This is a genomic window from Acidovorax sp. Leaf191 (assembly GCF_001424425.1).
Taxonomy (GTDB): Bacteria; Pseudomonadota; Gammaproteobacteria; order Burkholderiales; family Burkholderiaceae_C; genus Acidovorax.
The window spans coordinates 543,800-562,281 of sequence record NZ_LMPT01000019.1 but is presented as its reverse complement, the minus strand read 5'-3'; the positions used below and the strand labels follow the sequence as shown (position 1 = coordinate 562,281).

At 66.9% G+C, this 18,482-nt stretch carries 16 protein-coding genes; 8 read left to right on the top strand and 8 right to left on the bottom strand.

What is annotated here, in order from left to right:
- Positions 1-75 precede the first annotated feature (75 nt).
- Positions 76-462 (top strand): hypothetical protein, encoded by a 387-nt coding sequence (locus ASG27_RS16590; RefSeq protein WP_156370794.1) that lies wholly within the window; start codon positions 76-78, stop codon positions 460-462.
- Positions 463-552: 90 nt separating this feature from the next.
- Here the strand turns inward: ASG27_RS16590 and ASG27_RS16585 are convergent, their stop codons facing one another.
- From ASG27_RS16585 to ASG27_RS16560, 6 genes are all read right to left on the bottom strand, one after another.
- Positions 553-1,032, bottom strand: a complete 480-nt coding sequence (locus ASG27_RS16585; protein WP_056418617.1) for a T6SS immunity protein Tdi1 domain-containing protein — start codon at positions 1,030-1,032, stop codon at positions 553-555.
- Positions 1,033-1,388: 356 nt separating this feature from the next.
- Positions 1,389-1,856, bottom strand: coding sequence for a bacterioferritin (gene bfr, locus ASG27_RS16580; protein WP_056418614.1), 468 nt, complete (start codon positions 1,854-1,856; stop codon positions 1,389-1,391).
- 175 nt (positions 1,857-2,031) lie between these two features.
- A complete protein-coding gene (locus ASG27_RS16575; protein ID WP_156370792.1) occupies positions 2,032-4,245 on the bottom strand; it encodes a TonB-dependent receptor in 2,214 nt (737 codons plus the stop codon).
- Positions 4,246-4,365: 120 nt separating this feature from the next.
- Complete coding sequence (locus ASG27_RS16570; protein WP_056418609.1) at positions 4,366-6,858, bottom strand: TonB-dependent siderophore receptor; 2,493 nt, start codon at positions 6,856-6,858, stop codon at positions 4,366-4,368.
- A gap of 184 nt (positions 6,859-7,042) precedes the next feature.
- Positions 7,043-8,014: a FecR domain-containing protein gene (locus tag ASG27_RS16565; RefSeq protein WP_056419134.1), complete on the bottom strand. Its 972-nt coding sequence runs from the start codon at positions 8,012-8,014 to the stop codon at positions 7,043-7,045.
- 38 nt (positions 8,015-8,052) lie between these two features.
- Complete coding sequence (locus tag ASG27_RS16560) at positions 8,053-8,532, bottom strand: sigma-70 family RNA polymerase sigma factor (RefSeq protein ID WP_056418606.1); 480 nt, start codon at positions 8,530-8,532, stop codon at positions 8,053-8,055.
- A gap of 185 nt (positions 8,533-8,717) precedes the next feature.
- Between ASG27_RS16560 and lgt the strand changes: the two genes are divergently transcribed.
- Positions 8,718-9,545, top strand: a complete 828-nt coding sequence (gene lgt / locus ASG27_RS16555; protein ID WP_056418604.1) for a prolipoprotein diacylglyceryl transferase — start codon at positions 8,718-8,720, stop codon at positions 9,543-9,545.
- Between the two features lie 83 nt (positions 9,546-9,628).
- On the opposite strand, the gene ASG27_RS16550 is transcribed toward lgt, so the two are convergent.
- Both ASG27_RS16550 and ASG27_RS16545 read right to left on the bottom strand, forming a co-directional pair.
- Positions 9,629-10,057: a GNAT family N-acetyltransferase gene (locus ASG27_RS16550; protein WP_056418602.1), complete on the bottom strand. Its 429-nt coding sequence runs from the start codon at positions 10,055-10,057 to the stop codon at positions 9,629-9,631.
- A 27-nt stretch (positions 10,058-10,084) separates the two neighbouring features.
- Positions 10,085-10,993, bottom strand: coding sequence for a DMT family transporter (locus tag ASG27_RS16545; RefSeq protein WP_056418599.1), 909 nt, complete (start codon positions 10,991-10,993; stop codon positions 10,085-10,087).
- 106 nt (positions 10,994-11,099) lie between these two features.
- On the opposite strand from ASG27_RS16545, the gene ASG27_RS16540 reads away from it, so the two are divergent.
- The 6 genes from ASG27_RS16540 (at position 11,100) to ASG27_RS16515 (ending at position 18,445) form a co-directional block, all read left to right on the top strand.
- The gene (locus ASG27_RS16540; RefSeq protein ID WP_056418597.1) at positions 11,100-12,017 is read left to right on the top strand and encodes a LysR family transcriptional regulator; all 918 of its coding nucleotides are present in this window, start codon (positions 11,100-11,102) and stop codon (positions 12,015-12,017) included.
- Between the two features lie 311 nt (positions 12,018-12,328).
- Complete coding sequence (locus tag ASG27_RS16535) at positions 12,329-12,997, top strand: GntR family transcriptional regulator (protein ID WP_056418594.1); 669 nt, start codon at positions 12,329-12,331, stop codon at positions 12,995-12,997.
- Complete coding sequence (locus ASG27_RS16530; RefSeq protein WP_056418592.1) at positions 12,997-14,496, top strand: malonyl-CoA decarboxylase; 1,500 nt, start codon at positions 12,997-12,999, stop codon at positions 14,494-14,496. Before ASG27_RS16535 ends, ASG27_RS16530 begins: the two co-directional genes overlap by 1 nt.
- A 172-nt stretch (positions 14,497-14,668) precedes the next feature.
- On the top strand, positions 14,669-15,682 hold the full coding sequence (locus ASG27_RS16525) for a Bug family tripartite tricarboxylate transporter substrate binding protein (protein ID WP_056169651.1): 1,014 nt from the start codon (positions 14,669-14,671) through the stop codon (positions 15,680-15,682).
- Positions 15,683-15,924: 242 nt separating this feature from the next.
- Entirely contained in the window at positions 15,925-16,746 is an 822-nt protein-coding gene (locus ASG27_RS16520; protein WP_056418590.1) for an enoyl-CoA hydratase/isomerase family protein, read from the top strand.
- Between the two features lie 133 nt (positions 16,747-16,879).
- Complete coding sequence (locus ASG27_RS16515) at positions 16,880-18,445, top strand: malonate--CoA ligase (protein WP_056418587.1); 1,566 nt, start codon at positions 16,880-16,882, stop codon at positions 18,443-18,445.
- The last annotated feature ends 37 nt before the right edge of the window (positions 18,446-18,482 follow it).

Sequence of the window (18,482 nt, the reverse complement as noted above, 5' to 3'; positions counted from 1 at the left end):
GGCGCTATAAATGCAATCTCATCTTGCATTGCATTCAACCCTGGTCAGCGGAACTCAATCGTTATGACTCGTGACATGCCACGCCGCTATCTCACCTCCAGCGAAGCACATGCTGCGCTTCGCCGTGGTAAGGCCATCGAAGTGTTTCTCGGTGCGTGTTCACGCTCAGACTGTCACGGCATTCGCTGGGTGCAGATTCGAGGTTTGCCAAATGGGTGCGAACTTCATCTTTATGAGACGGCGGATCTTGGGTCAGAGGACTACACGGACGTGTATGAGTTCGGTCCGTTGGACCCAGAACTGGAGCAGTCCGAGGCAAATGAGGTGCTGACCTTTTCGAGTTTTGAGGAGTGCCTAAAAACGCTCGAAACTCGCTGGTCTAGCGCCACATCGCGATTGACAAACGAGTTCATGGTCCAAGATGAGTACGCCGACTATTTGCGGAGAGGTCGCGATGCTTAAACTGCCGCTTAAGCGTTGAGTGTCCGTTTTTTTCGGTTGCCACAGACGGCTTCTGGCCGCGTCCTGCCGGCCGGCTGGTCATCACACTTGTCACGACGTGGCCACCTTGACTTGCACGTGCGCGCCGTCCACGAGCTCGCGCAGCCGCTTGTGCATTGAGCCGGTAAGTCCGTAGTGTTCGCGCGCTGGGACCGGGTTGATATTGTCAACTTCGTACTTTCCTTCGCGGAAAATCGGCATGGTAACGAACGTGTAGCACTCGCCAGGTCCGGGCACCTTGCCGGCAGCGTGGAGCTGCTCGACCAAGTTCGGCAGGAACCACTCGTCCGCCAGTTCCGATTTCAGAAGGCTTTCGAAATGCTTGACGGAGTCGGCTACCTGCGTCAGCTCGGCGATACCTGTGTTCAACCACCAGACGCCCCCGGAATCGGGCTCGATGAACACGTCGCCGAGCGATGAAAAGAGCACCGGCATGAACGGCTCGCGAAGGAGCCAGCCCCACGACGCTGCGAGTTCTTGGAGGGCCTCGAGCGGAGGAGTAAATGTGAGCGAAGACCAAGCGACCGACATGCGAGACCTATCCTGTCAATGACTGCTTGCGGGCGAATGGTATTCGCTCGGTGGTGGAGAGATGATCGCCCTTGGCGTCCAATTTGGACAGGTTTTTGCTGTGTCCGCTGGCCGATCTGAGTCATCGCATCGGCGTCGGCATTGCTGTTTGTTCAAGACCCACGCCGAACCTCCAACAGGGCCTGAAGATCAGTGGAGCAATCTGCACAAACGCATCTGCAATGGCGCGCGAATCGAACTTTCAATGTCGGAAACTCGGGCGCTTCCTCAGTTTGGGTGTTGATGACTTTCCCAAAAAATCAATGTCATCGCTCCCCTGTGTCCATCATCGGAAGGTGCATGCGCCCGGCGGCAGATCAAACCGTTTGCGATTGCAGATAGTTCTGCAAGCCCACCTTCTCGATCAGACCAATCTGCTTTTCCAGCCAGTAGGCGTGGTCCTCTTCCGTGTCCCGCAGTTGCAGCAGCAGCAGGTCACGGCTCACGTAGTCGCGCACGCTTTCGCACAGTGCAATGCCCTGCTGCAGGGCGGCGCGGACTTCGTATTCGGTGGCCAGGTCCTTGCGCAGCATCTCGGGCACGGTCTCGCCGGGCGTGAACTCCTTGGGGCGCATGTCGGGGCGGCCGCCCAGCATCAGGATGCGGCGCAGCAGGGCGTCTGCGTGCTGGGTTTCTTCCTGCATCTCATGGTCGAGACGGGTAAAGAGCTTGGTGAAGCCCTGGTCTTCGTAGATGCGCGAATGCGCGAAGTACTGGTCGCGCGCGGCCAGCTCGCCGCGCAGCAGATCCTTGAAATAGTCGATGACTTGGGGGTTTCCCTGCATGTTGTTGTCCTTGGATTCAGGGCAGGGAGTATCGCGCCAGAAGGCATCATTCGATGCAATGTCCCCGTACCTGCGCTTTGCATGCGTCCGGGGATCAGAAGCGTTCGCATTGGGCCGCTGCCTCCACCAGGTCAAGCAGCGGCCCTCAGCTGGGTTTCTCGGTCGAACCGGGTGCTCAGAAGTCCATCTGGGCCGACAGTGTCAGCGTGCGCGGCAGGCCGGTGGTCGAGTAACCGTTGATGCCGGTAATCCAGTACGCCTTTTCACTCACGTTTTCCAGATTGGCGCGCAGCACGAGCGGCTTGCCCGACAGCTTGGTGGTGTAGCGTGCGCCGATGTCCAGCCGCGTCCAGGACGGCGTGCTGAGCGTGTTGTCGGCGTTGCGGTATACGGACGAGGAACTGACGACACGGCCATTGAGGCTCAGGCCCTGCATCCAGGGCGTGTCCCAGTCCAGGCCCAGGTTGAAGTTGTGCTCAGGCACACCCGAGACCTTCTTGCCCTGGTTGACGCCGCCTTGCGTGCGGGTGAGCTTGGCGTCGGTGAAGGCGACGCTGGCCATCAGGCGCAGGCCGCGCTGCACTTCACCATAAGCCGTCAGTTCCAGGCCGCGGTTGCGCTGCTCGCCGTCAAAGCCGTAGTGGTTCAGGCTCGGGTCGATGGCCGACGTCGTGGTGTAGGCGCTGGGTCGCTTGATTTCGTAGACCGCGGCCTGCGTGGTGATGCGGCCCCAGTCTGCTTTCACGCCCATTTCGATCTGCTTGGACTTGAAGGGTGGAATGGTCTGTCCTGCGTTGTCGTAGGCGGGGGTCGCTGTCTCGGACACCTTGCTGCCGCGCGAGAGGCCGGCCGTGTAGTTGGCGTAGACAGAGATGTTCTTGGCGGGTTTGAACACCACGCCTGCCAACGGCGTGGTGCTGCTGGCCTTGTACTGGCTGGTCGATGCGCCCGTTGCCACGTTGAAACCTTCGTAGTCCATCGTCTGCCGGCGCAGGCCCACGGTCACGAGCAGGCTGTCGTTGAAGAAGCCCATGGTGTCGGCGATGGCGAAGCTGTGCTGGTGGTTGTCAACGCTCTTGGCCGGTGCGCCGCGCACGCCCGTCATGGCCGGGGCGGGAACGGGGTTGTACAGGTTGGACGGATTGGTGCCGGCCGAGGTGGCATAGAAATACCCGGTCTCCTGCGCCATGTAGTTCATGCCTATGGCCACGGTGTGCTTGACGGCGCCGGTGTTGAAGCGCTTGCGCAGGCCCACATCGGCGGCCTTGGAGTCGGTGTACTGGTCGTACCACGCGTTGCGCACACTGAAGTTGCCGTTGGCGGCCAGCCCCGAACCGCCGGGGAAGTCCTGCATGTAATCCAGCTTGGACCAGCCCACGCTGCCGTAGACCGTGGTGCTGTCGTTGAGGTCGTGCTCCAGGCGTGAGGTCACGAGCTTGAAGTTGTCCTTGAGTTCGGTGCCTGGGTACCAGACCGAGCGCGTGTCGGGCACGGCAGGGATGCCGCCGGCGGTGGGCAGCGTGATGTGGTTGCGGAAGTTGTCGGTCTCTCCGCGCGTGGCGGTGGCGTCGAGCGACCAGCGGGTGCGTGCGCCCGCGTAGTCCAGCGCGATGGAGCCGAGGTTGAGGTTCTGCTTGCCGTTGTCGGTGGTGCCTTCACCACCGCGCACCAGGCCGTTGAGGCGCACGCCCCATTCGTTGTCTTGGCCGAAGCGGCGGCCCATGTCCAGGTGGGCTGCAAAATTGGACTTGCTCATGTAGGTGCTGGTCAGGCGCGTGAGCGGCGCGTCGCCCGCGCGTTTGAGCACCGTGTTGATGCTGCCGCCGACGCTGCCATTGGGGCCGACGCCGCTCGTCAGCGCGCCGGGGCCCTTCAGCACTTCCACACGCTCGATCATTTCGAGGGGAATGCGCGTGGACGGGGCCAGGCCGTACAGGCCGTTGATGGCGAGGTCGCCATTGCCCACGGTGAAGCCGCGAACCTGAAAATCGTCGCCGAAGCCGCCGCGCGACGCCATGGGGCGCACCGAGGCATCGTTCATCACCACGTCGGAGACGCTTTGTGCCTGCTGGTTCTGGATCAGTTCGGACGTGTAGTTGGTGGTGCTGAAGGGCACGTTCATCAGATCCACCTTGCCCAGCAGGCCCAGGTCGCCGCCGCGCGCCAGTTGGCCGCCGGAGTAGGTCTTTTGCAGGCCGCCGATGGCCTCGGCCTGGTCGGAGACGACCACTTCGTCCAGGGCCGTCTTGCTGGCGGTCTGCGCGCCCACGCCGACCGCGGCGATGGCAAAGCCCGCGCCCAGGCATTGCCGGACCAGGCGGGTAAGGCGGGTGGGCGCGAAGTGCAAGTCGGCACGGCGGGCGTGGCGGGCGTGTGAAGGGTGGTTCATGACAGTCATGGTTGGGTTGAAGAAAACGGAATGGGGACGGCCGCGGTCAGAGGTGCCAGAGCGGCAACCGGGATGACGGATGCGGGGGGAGGGGGAGGGTGGTGGTCTACAGTCCCCATGTCAGAAGTTGGCGCGCAGCGAGACCACCACGTTGCGCGGGTCGCCGTAGTAGTTGTTGAAATAGCGGGCGTTGGGCGCGAACTTGGCGTAGTACACCTTGTCCAGAACGTTGTTCACGTTGACCTGCACCGAGTACTTGGCGTCGATGCGGTAGCCGAGCATGGCGTCGATCACCGCATACCCGCCCTGGCGCGACGTGACGTCGCCAGCGGTCACATAGCCATCGCTCTGCACCCGCGCGCCGGCGCCGATGCTCCAGCCCCGCAGTGCGCCGTCCAGCCGGTGCTTGGCGAACAGCCGCAGCGCGTGGCGCGGGTCGATGCTGCGCAGTGGCTGGCCGGCATTGGCGGGGTCCGCATCGCGCAGGTAACGGGTGCGGGTGTGGGTGTAGCCCGCCAGCACCTGCCAGCCGGGCCGTGGCTCGCCGGACACCTCCAGCTCCAGGCCCTGGCTGCGTGTTTTGCCGCCCGCCACTTGGCAGTGGCCGGCGGGGTTGCTGGGGCAGCCTTGCGGGCTGCCCAGGTCGTCCATGGCCCGGCCCACCTGGTGGATGCGAAACAGCGACAGCGACGCCGCGAGCCGGCCGTCCATGAACTCGCCCTTCACGCCCGCCTCGACGTCCTTGCCACGGATGGGAGCCAGCAGCCGTCCGTCCGCGCCCTTGGCGTCCTGCGGCGTGAAGGTTTCGGCGTAGCTGCCGTACAGGCTCAGGTGGTCGCCCAGGTCGTAGACCAGGCCTGCGTAGGGCGTGACTTCGTGCGCCACGCTGTAGTTGCTGGCGGGGGCGGCAGGCACGCGGTAGCGCCACCCGCTGATGCGCGCACCGACGATCGCCGAGAGCGGGTCGCTCAGCGACACGCGGGCCATGGCGTACGCGCCCTGCTGCCCTGTGCGCGACGACGGCGCGGTGTAGGCCGTGCCGTTGCCGGGGCTGTAGAAGGGCTCGGGGTAGCTGGTGGCGGGGTTCCAGGTGCGCAGGTCCACACCCTGCAGGGGGCTTACGTCCCAGTGACCGCTGGTGCCGGTGGTGCGGATGTGCAGGGTGTCGGCGCCCAGGCTCAGGGTGTGGGTGCGGCCCAGCAGCTCGAACGGGCCGGTGGTCGACAGGGCCAGGGCGCCCTGGTCGCTGGCTTCTGCGCCGTAGATGGAGGTGCTCACGTCGACCAGGTACGGGTCGGTGCTGCTCGCGCTGGTGAACGAGGTTTGCTTGAAACCGTCTGAGCGCAGCCGGTTGTGGGCGGCGCTCAGGCGCATGCTCCAGCCGTTGCCGGCGCGGTGCGCCAGCTCGATGAAGGCCTGGTCGTTGTGCCGGTCCCACCGATTCCAGTCGGTGCCCAGGTAGGTGCTGCGCGGCAGGTGCAGTTGCGTGCCGTCGATGCCTGCGGGCAGCCCGCCCCAGGCGCCGGTCGCATCCAGTGCGGTGTGCTGCAGGCTCGCCGTGAGCGTGGTGCCTGGGGCCAGGTCTGCCTCGACCACGCCGTAGAGCAGTTGGCGGTCCTCGGCCCGCGCCTGCTGGAAGAACTTCTTGCCGTCGGCCACGGCCACCAGCCGGCCGCGCACGCTGCCTGCATCGTTGAGCGGGGTGGACATGTCCGCGTCGATACGGCGGCGGCTCCAGGTGCCCAGCGTCACACCTGCAGAGGCCTCGAATCCACGCTCAGGGCGCTTGCGCACCATGTTGACGGTGGCCGAGGGGTTGCCCGCGCCGCGCAACAGGCCCGCCGCGCCGCGCAGCACTTCCACCCGGTCGAGCACTGCGGTGTCGGGCTGGATGAAGATCGAGGCCGAGGTGTTCTGGCTCAGCGCCATGCCGTCCACCTGCAGCGCATCGATCTGGTGACCCCGGGCGTAGTAGTTCACACGCTCGCTGTCGGTGTAGTCCACCGTGATGCCGGGGGTGTGCTGCATCACCGCGTGCAGGTCCGGCAGGGCGCGGTCGTCCAGCCACTGGCGCGTGAGCACGGTGACCGGCTGCGCTATGCCGCGCACCGGTTGCGGGCCCGCAAAGACTGTGGCGGTGCTGGCGGTGTACGAGCCCGACTGCTCGGTGCGGGCGGTAGGCGCGGTGGCCGTCACCGTGACCGGGGCCAGCACCTGCGCGCCGCTGGCCTCGGGCGCAACTGCTCTTGGGATGGCGCGCAGGGTGTAGACGCCGCTCGATGCGCGCACGGCCTGCAGGGCGCTGTCCTCCAGCAGCCGGGCAAAGCCGGCCTCCACCGTGTACCGGCCCTGCAGCCCGGGCGATTGCTGTGGCCCCAGCTGGGCCGCGTCGAACGACAGCGCCACCCCAGCAGCATGGGCAAACTGGCTTACCACCACGGCCAGCGGCCCGGGGGCAATGGCATATGCGCGCGCCGTGTCGCCGCCGGGCGCCTGGTCTGCGGTTGCGGCCTGGGCAGGCTGGGCCTGGGCCACCGGGCCGGCCACGGCCACGCACAGCGCAGCGCTCAGCAGCGCGGCACGGGCCAGGCAGGCAGGGGTGGCGGATGGCATGGATTCTTCTGGGCGCTCAGCGGGTTCATTGGTATGCCGCTCAAGGCACGCCAAACCTGCAAACCCGGGGTCAAAAAAATTTCGCGAGTTATGCAGTCAATGCCATTTAAGGTGCCTGCCGCTTGACTGGTAATGCTTTGTAGCTACTATTTTTGTAGCAATGCCGGTGTGAGGCACCGGGCGGTCAAAGCCGTTCCAGCGCCTCCACCCGCACCCAGTAGCGCGTGTGGCTGCGCAGCTGCAGCGGAAACCGGCTGACCAATGCCGCCAGCGCGCGGTCGGTGTCGTTCACCGGGAAGGCGCCCGACACCCGCAGGGCCGCCACCTCCGGCGCGCAGCCCAGGTGGCCGGGGCGGTAGCGGGCCAGCGCCGCGATCAGTGTGCCCAGCGGCATGTCCACTGCGATCAGCCCGCCGTCGCGCCAGCTGGCGTCGAACGGGTCGGCGGCCACGGGGGGCTCTGCCGCCAGCGGGGTGAAGCGTGTCTGTTCGCCCGCCTGCAGCTCGCGTGGCATGCCCTCTGCCGGCAGCACACGCACGGCCTTCTCCTGCACGCTCACGTGGCACTGGCCGTCGCCCTGCAACTGCACGGAAAAGCGCGTGCCCATTGCCACGATGCGGCCCTGGCTCGTCACCACGCTGAAGCGGCGGCCCTGCGCATCGGGCTGCGTGGCCACCAGGATGCGCCCGGTGTGCAGGCGCAGCAGGCGTTCGCGGTCGTTGAATTCCACACCCACCGCCGTGCCGGTGTCCAACGCCAGCAGCGAGCCATCGGGCAGGGTGATGTCGCGCCGCTCACCCACGGCGGTGCGGTGCGTGGCCTGCCATTCCTGCCAGGGCAGGGTGCGCCACGACAGCAGCGCCGCCGAGCCCACACCCACCCCCGCGGCCAGGCTGCGCAGCACGGCGCGCCGGGGCGGCCGGCTGCGCTCGCCCAGCGCCTGCCGCGCCAGCGGCGCCGGGATGCGGCCCAGCTGCGCGCCCACGGCCTGCACCTTTTGCCAGGCGCGCTGGTGGGCCGGGTCGGCAGCGTGCCAGTCCTGCCAGGCACGGTGGTCGTCGTCGGCGGCAGCCGCGGTGTGGTCGCGCAGGCGGGTGTGCCAGGCGGCAGCCTCGCGCAGCGCGCGGCGCTCGGTGTCGGTGGGCTGGCTGCTCACGGCGCTGGCGCCCTTCGATCTTTCGGTCGCGGGGGCACTCAATCTTCCAACACCAGGGCGCAGTGCTCCATGGCCCGCGTGAGGTAGTTGCTCACGCTGCGCAGCGATATGCCCAGGCGCTGGGCGATCTCGGGGTAGGTCAGCTCCTCGAATTGCGCCAGCACAAAGGCCTCGCGCACCTTGGGCGGCAGGCTGCCGAGCATGCGGTCCACGTTGATCAGGGTCTGCTGCATGATGGCCTGCTCCTCGGGCGAGGGCGCCATGTCTTCGGGCAGCACGGCCAGGTAGTCCAGGTAGGCCTGCTCCAGCGAGCGGCGCCGAAAAAAGTCGGCCACCAGCCCGCGCGCCACCGTGGCCAGGTAGCGCTGCGGCTCGCGGATCTCCTCCACCGGCGTGTCCGACCGCAGCACGCGCACGAAGGTGTCGTGCGCCAGGTCTGCGGCATCGTCACGGTTGCCCAGCCGCTTTCTCAGCAGGCTCTGCAGCCAGGTGTGGTGGTCCAGGTAAAGGCTCTGCAAGGTACGGGCGCGCGCGGGACAGGGGAGGGTCGAAACAGGGCGGCAATGCCAGCCGGCACGGGGGCCGTTGGCATTGCGGGATGGTAATGAGAACTACTATCAGTATCAATTATGCCTGTCCCCACGCCCCACGGGGTTGCCATTCGCGCGGAGCCCCCGCGCGGGCGGGCACAATACCGGCCACCATGCTGACCTACCCCCACATCGACCCCGTCGCCCTGCAGCTCGGCCCGCTGGCCATTCACTGGTATGGGCTGACTTACCTGGCGGCTTTCGGCCTGTTCATGTTCCTGGGCATCCGGCGCCTGCGCCACGAGCCCTTTGCCTCCATCACCGGCCCGGGCGCCTGGACGCGCAAGGATGTCGAGGACATCCTCTTCCTGGGGGTGGCGGGCGTGGTGGTGGGCGGCCGGGTGGGCTACTGCCTGTTCTACAAGCCGGGCTACTACCTCACCCACCCGCTGGAGATCTTTGCCGTGTGGCAGGGCGGCATGGCCTTTCACGGCGGGCTGCTGGGCGTCATCGTGGCGATGATCTGGTTCGCACACTCGCGCAAGCGCCCTTGGCTGCAGGTCGCCGACTTCGTGGCGCCCTGCGTGCCCACGGGCCTGGCGGCCGGGCGGGTGGGTAATTTCATCAACGGCGAACTCTGGGGGCGCTTTTCCAGCCCCGACCTGCCCTGGGGCATGGTCTTCGCGCACAGCGGATCAATGCAGCCGCGCCACCCGTCACAGGTCTACCAGTTCTTGCTGGAAGGCTTGCTGCTGTTCGTGCTGCTGTGGCTGTATGCCCGCAAGGAACGCCGCCAAGGCCAGGTGGCCGCCGCCTTCCTGTTCGGCTACGGGGTCTTCCGCTTCATCGCCGAATACTTCCGCGAGCCGGACGCCTTCCTGGGCGTGCTGTCGCTGGGCATGAGCATGGGCCAGTGGCTGTGCGTGCCGATGATCGTGGGCGGTATTGCGCTGTGGCTGTGGGCGCAGCGCCAGCCTGTGGTGGCGCTGGGTGCAAGGTAAAAATAGCCTCTACCGCTTGATGGTAAAGCGCCAGAAGCTATCAATTAAATAGCAAATTCGAAAACGAAGCCGCTGGGCCCTCATCAGGCCAGCGGCTTTTTCATGAAGGCCAGGTACTGCCCCGGAAGGTAGTCCTCGATACGGGCGAACTCTGTGTACCCCTGCTGCATGTAGAAGCCCCGCGCCTGCCATTCGAAGGTGTCGAGCCTGGCGTGGTGCGCACCGAGCGTGCGCCCTTGCGCCTCTGCCCAGCCCAGCAGGTGAGTGCCCAGGCCTTGACCGCGGTGGTCGTCGGCGACCCACAGCACGTCGATGTTCAGCCAATACACGAACACGAAGCCACGGATGCCGCCCACCAGTCGCCCTTGCGCATCGCGTGCATCCAGGCGCACGGGCTGCTGGGCAGGGTATTCGCCGACGAAGCGATAGTTGTACTGGCGCAGTTGGCGGCCCAGTGTGCCGTCGCGCAGATCGTCGTCGGTCGGCGGTGCAAAGGTCAGGTGGGAGAGCATCGGCGCGAGTATGCGCGCGGTAGGTGATCAGTTCGGTGCAGTCGCCCCGCGCCGCAGCATCGTCCACAACGCCGCCGCCACGATCAACGCCCCCCCGGCCCAACCTGCGATGCTGAGGCTCTCCCCCAGCCACAGCACGGCAAACAGCGCACCAAACGCAGGTTCGCTGCCCATCAGCAGGCCGACGCGCGACGGCGAGCTGTGGCGCAGGGCCCAGTTCTGCACCACGAAGGCGAACACCGTGCAGCCCAGCACCAGATAGACGCAGGCGAGCCAGAACCCTGCGTCGCCAGGCAGCGGTGGCAGGCCGCCGGGCAGGGCCAAGGCCAGCGCCACGCTGCCCAGCGCAATGACGCCGGCCTGCACGGCCGTCAAGGCCAGCACCGGTGCGTTGCGGCGGCGGGTAAGGCGGCTGGTCTGGCACACGGTGATGGCGCGCAGCACGGCAGCGGCCAGCATCAGGGCGTCGCCCCAGCCCCAGTGGCCGTTGAGGCCGCCGCTGAGCAGCGCAGCGCCCACCAGGGACACCCCGGCAAACACAAACATCGCCCGCGCGGGCCGCTGGCCCAGCAGAGCCCATTCGGCAAACGGCGTGAACACCACGCACAGGCTGATGAGGAACGCCGCGTTGCTGGCCTGCGTGAGCGCCAAGCCAAAGGTCTCGCACACAAAGATGCCCATCAGCAAACCGCCCAGTGGCAGCCCCGCCGCCAGTGCGTCCCGCTGCTCCGCGCGGCTGGCGCGCAGCAGGGCCGGCAGCAGCAGCACAAAGGTCAGCCCGAACCGCACCGCCAGAAAGCCCAGCACCGGGTAGAACACCAGGGCCCCCTTGGCCACGCCGTAGCTGGTGCCCCAGACCACGGCGACCAGCAGCAGTGCGGCATCGGCCAGCCGGGGTGCGAGAGGGGAACGGGTCGGGGCTGTGAGTGTGGTCATGGGGCAGGGTGGCTACGCAGGCGGGCAGACAAAGAAGACGCTCGGGCGATTATTCATTTGCGCCTGCACATTGATAATCGCTGCTGTAGAACATCACTTGTGCGCCATGGGCATCAATCAACCTCTCGACAGCCTCTCCGACATGGCCGTGTTCGCGCGGGTGGTCGAGGCCGGAAGCTTCTCGGCTGCCGCACGGCAACTGGGCATCACCCCTTCGGCCGTGAGCCGCCAGGTGGCCCGGCTGGAGGGCGCCCTGCGCGTGCGGCTGCTGGAGCGCACCACCCGCAAGCTCAAGCTCACCGACGGGGGCGCGGCAGCCTATAGCCGCTGCCAGTCGATGGTGGCCGCCGCCCGCGAGGTGTGGGCGCTGAGCGACACCCACACTGGCGAGCCCACCGGCATGGTGCGCATGAGCATGCCCAAGGCCGTGGGGCGGCAACTGGTACACCCGCTGGTGCTGTCGTTTCTGCAGAAGTACCCGCAGGTGGATGTGCAACTGCTCATCACCGACCGGGTGGTGGATCTGTTCCAAGACCCCATCGACCTGGCCCTGCGCGTGACCGACACACCGCCCCCCGGCCTGGCGGGTCGGCCCCTGGCCCCGCTGCCGCACATCGTGTGCGCCAGCCCCCAGTACCTGGCGGCGCACGGCCACCCGGCGCACCCGCGCGACCTGGAACAGCATGCGTGCATCTACCTGGGCGAAGACGAGCGCGACAGGCACTGGCGCTTTGAGCGGGGCACCGAAGCGGCCACGGTGGCCGTGCGCGGGCGCTATGTGGCCAACCACAGCGAAGTGCGGCTGGAGGCCGCGCTGCACCACCTGGGCATTGCCAGCCTGCCGGGCTTTGCAGCGCGCGCTGCGTTGCAAAGCGGCGCCCTGGTGCAGGTGCTGCCCGATTGGGATCACAAGACAGCGTATGCCGGCATGGCCTGGCTGCTGTACCCACCCAACCGCTTCTTGCCGGCCAAGCTGCGGGTGTGGATCGACCACCTGGTGCAGGGGTTCGAACACGTTGTGTGACGTGGACCCGTGCGCACCTGGCAAGAGAGCAAGGTGTCAGCTGCCGGCGATATAGGCGGGCGTCACTGCAGTGCGAATGGGTGCCGCGGATGTCGCGTTTTCACCCCAAAACAGGTTTTTGACGGTGCACAGCATTCTGTGCTGGTGTTTTTTCGCAACCGTTCTCATAATTATGGAAAATTATGCGAGTTGTCGAAGGAACCATCCGGTTGGCTGTTTTTTAAACAACGATGGCTTCCAGATGCCGACAGCGCCACTAGGTAGAAACCCACGGTTCAACCGCTTGCTCCCACCATTTAGCTGTTTTCACCATGCGCCCCATCCCCAATTCCCTGCATGACGAAGCCGCGGCGCGGCTGCGGGAGCAGATTTTTGCGGGTGCGTTGCCTCCCGGCAGCTTTCTGGACGAAGCTGCGCTGTGCGAGCGGCTCGAGATCTCGCGCACCCCGCTGCGCGAGGCGCTCAAGGTGCTGGTGGCCGAAGGGCTGCTGCGCCACGAGCCGCGCCGGGGCTGCTTTGTGGCCCAGATCACCGAGCGCGACCTGGACGACCTGTTCCCCGTCATCGCGCTGCTCGAAGGCCGTGCCGCCCATGAGGCCACGCGCAAGGCCGGCGCCGCAGACGTGGCGGCGCTCGAGGCGCTGCACCAGCGCCTGCAGCAGTGCGCAGCCGACGGCCTCATCACCGACTACTACGAAGCCAACTACGCCATCCACGAGGCCTTCATCACGCTGGCCGACAACCGCTGGCTGGCCCAGGTGATCGGCGACCTGCGCAAGATCCTGCGCCTGGCACGGCTGCAGACGCTGCACGCGCCCGGCCGCCTGCAGCAAAGCCTGGCCGAGCACCTGACCGTATTCGCTGCATTGAAGGCCCGCGACTGCGACGCCGCCGAAGAGGCCATGCGCACCCATCTGTTGCGCCAGCGCGATGCGCTGCGCGACGTAGCCCGCAACCAGCAATCGAGGCTGACACCATGATGAACACCACCCCTGAATGGATTGCCCGCAGCGTCTCGCGCCTGCGCACCGCAGCACCTGCGGCCGACAAGGCCACTGACAAGGCCGCCGACAAGACCACATCCAAGGCCGCGATCGACAAGACCGTGACCGACGTGGTCGCCAAGGTTGCGCCGCCGCGGTCCACGCACGAGCGGCTGCAGGCCACGCTGCGGCGCGGGCAAGAGTCCCTGTCGCCGCGCGCGCTGCGCCGCCTGCTGGCCGACCTGCAGGAGGTCATCGCCCCGCAGGTGAGCGAGATCGAAGGCGGGCGCCGCGCCCAGGCCGTGGCCGAGTGGTATGCCAAGGCCGAGCCCGAAGAGCGCCGCGACATGTGGCTGCTGATGTGCGAGCAGTTCGCGCCCGACGCCACCCGCTTCAAGTCGGCCCGCCAGCGTTACGAGGCCGCGGCCGGCACCGCCGAAGAGGGCCAGGCGGAGATCAGCCTGCGCCGCGCCATGGTCACGCCGCGCACACGGCTGCTGCAGCGCTTTGCGGTGTTTCCCGAAGGCATGCGCTTCCTGGTGGACATGCGGGCCGAGCTGCTGCCGCTGCTCAAGGCCGACAAGCGCCTGCTGGCGCTCGATGCCGAGATGGAGCATTTGTTCTCCACCTGGTTCGACGTGGCGTTTTTGCAGTTGCGCCGCCTGTCGTGGGACTCGCCCGCCTCGCTGCTCGAAAAGCTCATCAAGTACGAAGCCGTGCACGACATCCGCAGCTGGGCTGACTTGAAAAACCGGCTGGACAGCGACCGCCGCTGCTACGGCTTCTTCCACCCGCGCCTGCCCGACGAACCGCTGATCTTTGTCGAGGTGGCGCTGCTGGACAAGATCTCGTCCAGCATCACGCCGCTGCTGGACGAAGCGGCGGCGCCTGCGGACATCACCCGCGCCACCACCGCCATCTTCTACTCCATCAGCAACACCCAGACGGGCCTGCGCGGCGTGAGCTTTGGCGACTCGCTCATCAAGCACGTGGTGGAGACGCTGAACGCCGAGTTCCCGCGCCTGCGCACCTTTGCCACGCTGTCGCCCATCCCCGGCTTTCGCGCCTGGCTGGGCAAGCACGCCGGTGCGATGCTGGAGCGCCTGGACGACAAGCGCCGCGCCGAGCTGGGCCGCGCGGTGGGCTTCGAGCCGCCGCAACCCACGCACCTGCTGGCCGCCATCGACAAGGCACTGGAGCTGGACGCCAAGTCGCCCGTGCGCCAGATGCTGCTCGAATGCGCCGCGCACTACCTGGGCCGCGAGCTGCTGGAGGGCAAGCCCGTGGACCCGGTGGCACGTTTTCACCTGGGCAACGGCGCCCGCGTGGAGCGGCTCAACTGGGCGGGCGATCCGTCCACCAAGGGCGTCAAACAATCGTACGGGTTGATGGTCAACTACCTGTACGACTTGAAGCGCATCGACAAGCATCGCAGCTTGCTGGCGCAGGGCAAGGTACCGGTGTCGGGGGACATCGACACCTTGTGCCGCGGCTGACACCACGCTGGACAACGTGGGGCCCAACTGCCGCCCACCGCCTGCACATCGACCCGATGGCCCGCGCCGCAAGTCACGGTTCTGGTAGAAGTGCAGGCTGCGGACGGCAGCGACACCCACGGCGTGCGCGGTGCCGGCTTTCCATTTCAACAACGACGACAGGAGACAAGACATGACACAGACAACGCAATTCCACGACCGAGCGGTGCAACGCCGCAGCCTGCTGGTGGGCGCCGCCGCCGCAGGGCTGGGCCTGGCCAGTGGCGGCAGCTGGGCCCAGGCATCGGCCTGGCCCACCAAGCCCGTCAACCTGGTGGTGCCGTTTCCGGCCGGCGGGGGCACCGACGCGTTCGCACGGCCGCTGGCGGCCCAGTTCGCCAAAGCCACCGGCAAGACGCTGGTGATCGACAACCGCGGCGGCGCAGGCGGCACCGTGGGCGCCAGCTTTGCCGCCAAGGGCGCGCCCGATGGCTACACGCTCTTCATGGGCGCCGTGCACCATGCCATCGCGCCGTCGATGTACCCCAAGCTCGACTACGACATCGAGAAAGACTTCGTCCCGCTGTTCCTGCTGGCCAACGTGCCCCAGGTGCTGGTGGTCAACCCCAAGAACGTGCCGGTGAGCAACTTCCAGCAGTTCATGGAATACGTCAAGCGCAACCCCGCCAAGCTCAACTACGGCTCGGCCGGCGCGGGCACCTCGCACCACCTGGCGGGCGAGCTGTTCAAGCAGCAGACCAACACCTTCATCACGCACATCCCCTACCGCGGCGCCGGCCCTGCGCTGCAGGACCTGATCGGCGGCCAGGTGGACATGATGTTCGACGGCCTGGGTTCCTCGGCCAACCACATCAAGGGCGGCCGGGTGAAGGCGCTGATGGTGTCCGGCACCAAGCGCAACCCCGCCTTCCCCGACGTGCCCTGCGCCGCCGAGGTCGGCCTGCCCGACTACACCGTGACCACCTGGTACGGCCTGTGGGCCCCCAAGGGCACGCCCGCCGACCTGCAGGCCCGCATCGTGGACGAGGTGCGCAAACTGGGCATGGCCGACGAGCTGAAAACCATCTGGGCGAACAACGGTGCCGACTACGGCGGGCTGTCGCAGCAGCAGTTCGCGGCGATGGTCAGCAGCGAGGTCAAGCGCTGGGCGGCGGTGGTGAAGGCCTCCGGCGCGAAACTAGATTGACCCCCTGTGGCGCTGCGCGCCTCGGTGGCAGTGCCAGAGGCACAGCCTCTTCGGCCTGTCCAAGCCTGCGCAGGCAGGCTTGGAGCCGCAGGCCTCAGCCCCTGAAGGGGGACGCCACCCGTGGCTCGGCGAAGCCGGTTCCACGGTGGCGCTGGCGATGGCGCCGCGCCGGTTTCAACGGGCGATGGCACTACTCCGGTTTCGACGTTCAGCGGACGTGCAAAAAGTGATGGATGGGCACTATGTCGGGTGAAGTGGTGGTAGCGGATGCGGGTGAGCGCGGCGTGGTGCAGGTCACGCTGCGGCACACCGGGCGCCTGAATGCGATGTCGCGTGCGATGTGGCGGCATTTGCGGGAGGTGTTCACAGGCATCCAGCAGCGGTCCGACGGGGGTGACGACAGCGTGCGCTGCGTGATCGTGGCGGGGGAGGGCGGGGCGTTCTGTGCGGGGGGCGATATCTCCGAGTACCCCGCGTTCCGTTTTGATGCCGCTGCCTTGCGCGACTTTCACGAGAACGATGTGTGGGGCGGTCTGGCCGCCATGCTGGCGTGCGACGTGCCCATCGTGGCGCGCATCGACGGGGCGTGCATGGGGGCGGGGGTGGAGATTGCCGCCTGCTGCGACATCCGCATTGCGGGCCAGGCCGCGCGTTTCGGGGCGCCGATTGCCAGGCTGGGGTTTCCGATGGCCCCGCGCGAGGCGCAGCTGGTGGCCGGCGCGGTGGGCGATGTGACGGCACGCCAGATGCTGCTGGAGGCCGCCACCTTCAACGCCAGCGACATGCTCGCGCGCGGCTTTCTGAGCCGCGTGGTGGCCGATGACGCGGTAGCCACCGAGGCCCTGGCCAGTGCGGTGCGCGTCGCCGCCCTGGCGCCACGCGCCGCGCGCATGAACAAGCAGACGTTTCGGGCATTGAAAACGCCGCTACCGCTGGATGGACAAGCGCCACCAGCTATCGAAAATATAGTGAATTCCCTGCCTGGACCGTATGCCTATGCCGACAGTGCCGAGCACCGCGAGGGCATCACCGCCTTTCTTGAAAAACGCCCGCCCGCGTTCTGAAGGCAGCACTGTCGGCCCGCATGCGTCCCACAAGTTTTTCTGACCAGACCAGACTTGCCTGAACTGCCTGAACTGCCTGAATTTACGATTTGACAACTCGACCGATTCAATCCAACAACCTCGCCTGACTGCCATGAGCCAACACAACCTTTTCAGCGCGCTGCGCGCCGCCTTTCCCTCCGACCTGGCCAGCGCCGCCGTGGAAACCACGGCGCCGGACGGCACCGAGCTGGTCTACAGCTGGGACGACCTGGAGCGCGCCAGCGCCCGCATCGCCAACCTGCTCGCATCGCTGAAGCTGCCCGAGGGCAGCCGCGTGGCTGTGCAGGTCGAAAAATCGGTCGAGGCCATGCTGCTGTACCTCGCCACGCTGCGCGCGGGCTACGTGTTCCTGCCGCTCAACACCGCCTACCAAAGCGCCGAGATCGAATACTTCATCGGCAACGCCGAGCCCGCCGTGGTGGTCTGCACGCCCGGCAACTTCGGCTGGGTCAGCAAGATCGCGTTCACCCAGGGCACGGGCCATGTGTTCACGCTGGGCGATGACCGCACGGGCAGCCTGCTGGAGCGCGCCGCGCACCACAGCGACGTGCACACGCCGGTGACCCGGTCGGCCGACGACCTGGCCGCCATCCTGTACACCAGCGGCACCACCGGCCGCAGCAAGGGCGCGATGCTCACGCACGGCAACCTGCTGTCCAACGCGCAGGTGCTCAAGGAGTACTGGGGCTGGAAGTCTGGCGACGTGCTCATCCACGCGCTGCCCATCTTCCACGTGCACGGCCTGTTCGTGGCCATCCACGGTGCGCTCATCAACGGCAGCAAGATGATCTGGTTTGCCAAGTTCGACCCCAAGGCGGTGCTGGCCGCCATGCGCCGCGCCACCGTCTTCATGGGCGTGCCCACGCTGTACGTGCGCCTGCTGGCCGAGCCGGGCCTGACGAAAGAGGCGGCCAAGAACATGCGCCTGTTCGTCGCGGGCTCCGCGCCGCTGCTCATCGAGACCTTCAACGAATGGCAGCAGCGCACCGGCCACACCATCCTGGAGCGCTACGGCATGAGCGAGACCATCATGCTCACCTCCAACCCGTATGCGGCCGACGCCCGCCACGGCGGCCAGAGCGAGCGGCGCGGCGCCACCGTGGGCTTTGCGCTGCCCGGCGTGGGCCTGCGCGTGGTGGATGACGCCAACCAGCCGTTGCCCGTGGGCGAGATCGGCGCCATTCAGGTGCAGGGGCCCAACGTGTTCAAGGGCTACTGGCGCATGCCCGAGAAGACGGCCGAGGAATTCACCGCCGATGAACAGGGCGGCAAGTGGTTCAAGACCGGCGACGTGGGCAAGGTGGACGAACGAGGCTACATCAGCATCGTCGGCCGCAGCAAGGACCTGATCATCAGCGGCGGCTACAACGTCTATCCCGCCGAGATCGAGGGCTACATCAACGACATGCCCGGCGTGGCCGAAAGCGCCCTGGTCGGCGTGCCCCACCCGGACTTCGGCGAGGTGGGCGTGGCGGTGGTGATTGCCAAGCCCGGCGCGCAGCTCGATGGCGACGCCATCGTGGCCAAGCTCAAGACCCAACTGGCCAACTTCAAGATCCCCAAGCGCTGCTTCGTCGCCACCGAGCTGCCGCGCAACACCATGGGCAAGGTGCAGAAGAACTTGCTGCGCGATCAGCACAAGGGGCTGTTCGCCTGATCGGCATCGGCTGACCGGCTGATCCGCCAGGTGCCCG

Excerpts from the sequence above, each read along its gene's own strand:
- ASG27_RS16540 (WP_056418597.1), top strand. The coding sequence starts at position 11,100 with ATGGGCATCAATCAACCTCTCGACAGCCTCTCCGACATGGCCGTGTTC.
- ASG27_RS16535 (WP_056418594.1), top strand. The coding sequence starts at position 12,329 with ATGCGCCCCATCCCCAATTCCCTGCATGACGAAGCCGCGGCGCGGCTG.
- lgt (WP_056418604.1), top strand. The coding sequence starts at position 8,718 with ATGCTGACCTACCCCCACATCGACCCCGTCGCCCTGCAGCTCGGCCCG.
- ASG27_RS16520 (WP_056418590.1), top strand. The coding sequence starts at position 15,925 with ATGTCGGGTGAAGTGGTGGTAGCGGATGCGGGTGAGCGCGGCGTGGTG.
- ASG27_RS16515 (WP_056418587.1), top strand. The coding sequence starts at position 16,880 with ATGAGCCAACACAACCTTTTCAGCGCGCTGCGCGCCGCCTTTCCCTCC.
- ASG27_RS16525 (WP_056169651.1), top strand. The coding sequence starts at position 14,669 with ATGACACAGACAACGCAATTCCACGACCGAGCGGTGCAACGCCGCAGC.
- ASG27_RS16530 (WP_056418592.1), top strand. The coding sequence starts at position 12,997 with ATGAACACCACCCCTGAATGGATTGCCCGCAGCGTCTCGCGCCTGCGC.
- ASG27_RS16570 (WP_056418609.1), bottom strand. The coding sequence starts at position 6,858 with ATGCCATCCGCCACCCCTGCCTGCCTGGCCCGTGCCGCGCTGCTGAGC.
- ASG27_RS16545 (WP_056418599.1), bottom strand. The coding sequence starts at position 10,993 with ATGACCACACTCACAGCCCCGACCCGTTCCCCTCTCGCACCCCGGCTG.
- ASG27_RS16590 (WP_156370794.1), top strand. The coding sequence starts at position 76 with ATGCCACGCCGCTATCTCACCTCCAGCGAAGCACATGCTGCGCTTCGC.
- ASG27_RS16575 (WP_156370792.1), bottom strand. The coding sequence starts at position 4,245 with ATGAACCACCCTTCACACGCCCGCCACGCCCGCCGTGCCGACTTGCAC.
- bfr (WP_056418614.1), bottom strand. The coding sequence starts at position 1,856 with ATGCAGGGAAACCCCCAAGTCATCGACTATTTCAAGGATCTGCTGCGC.
- ASG27_RS16585 (WP_056418617.1), bottom strand. The coding sequence starts at position 1,032 with ATGTCGGTCGCTTGGTCTTCGCTCACATTTACTCCTCCGCTCGAGGCC.
- ASG27_RS16550 (WP_056418602.1), bottom strand. The coding sequence starts at position 10,057 with ATGCTCTCCCACCTGACCTTTGCACCGCCGACCGACGACGATCTGCGC.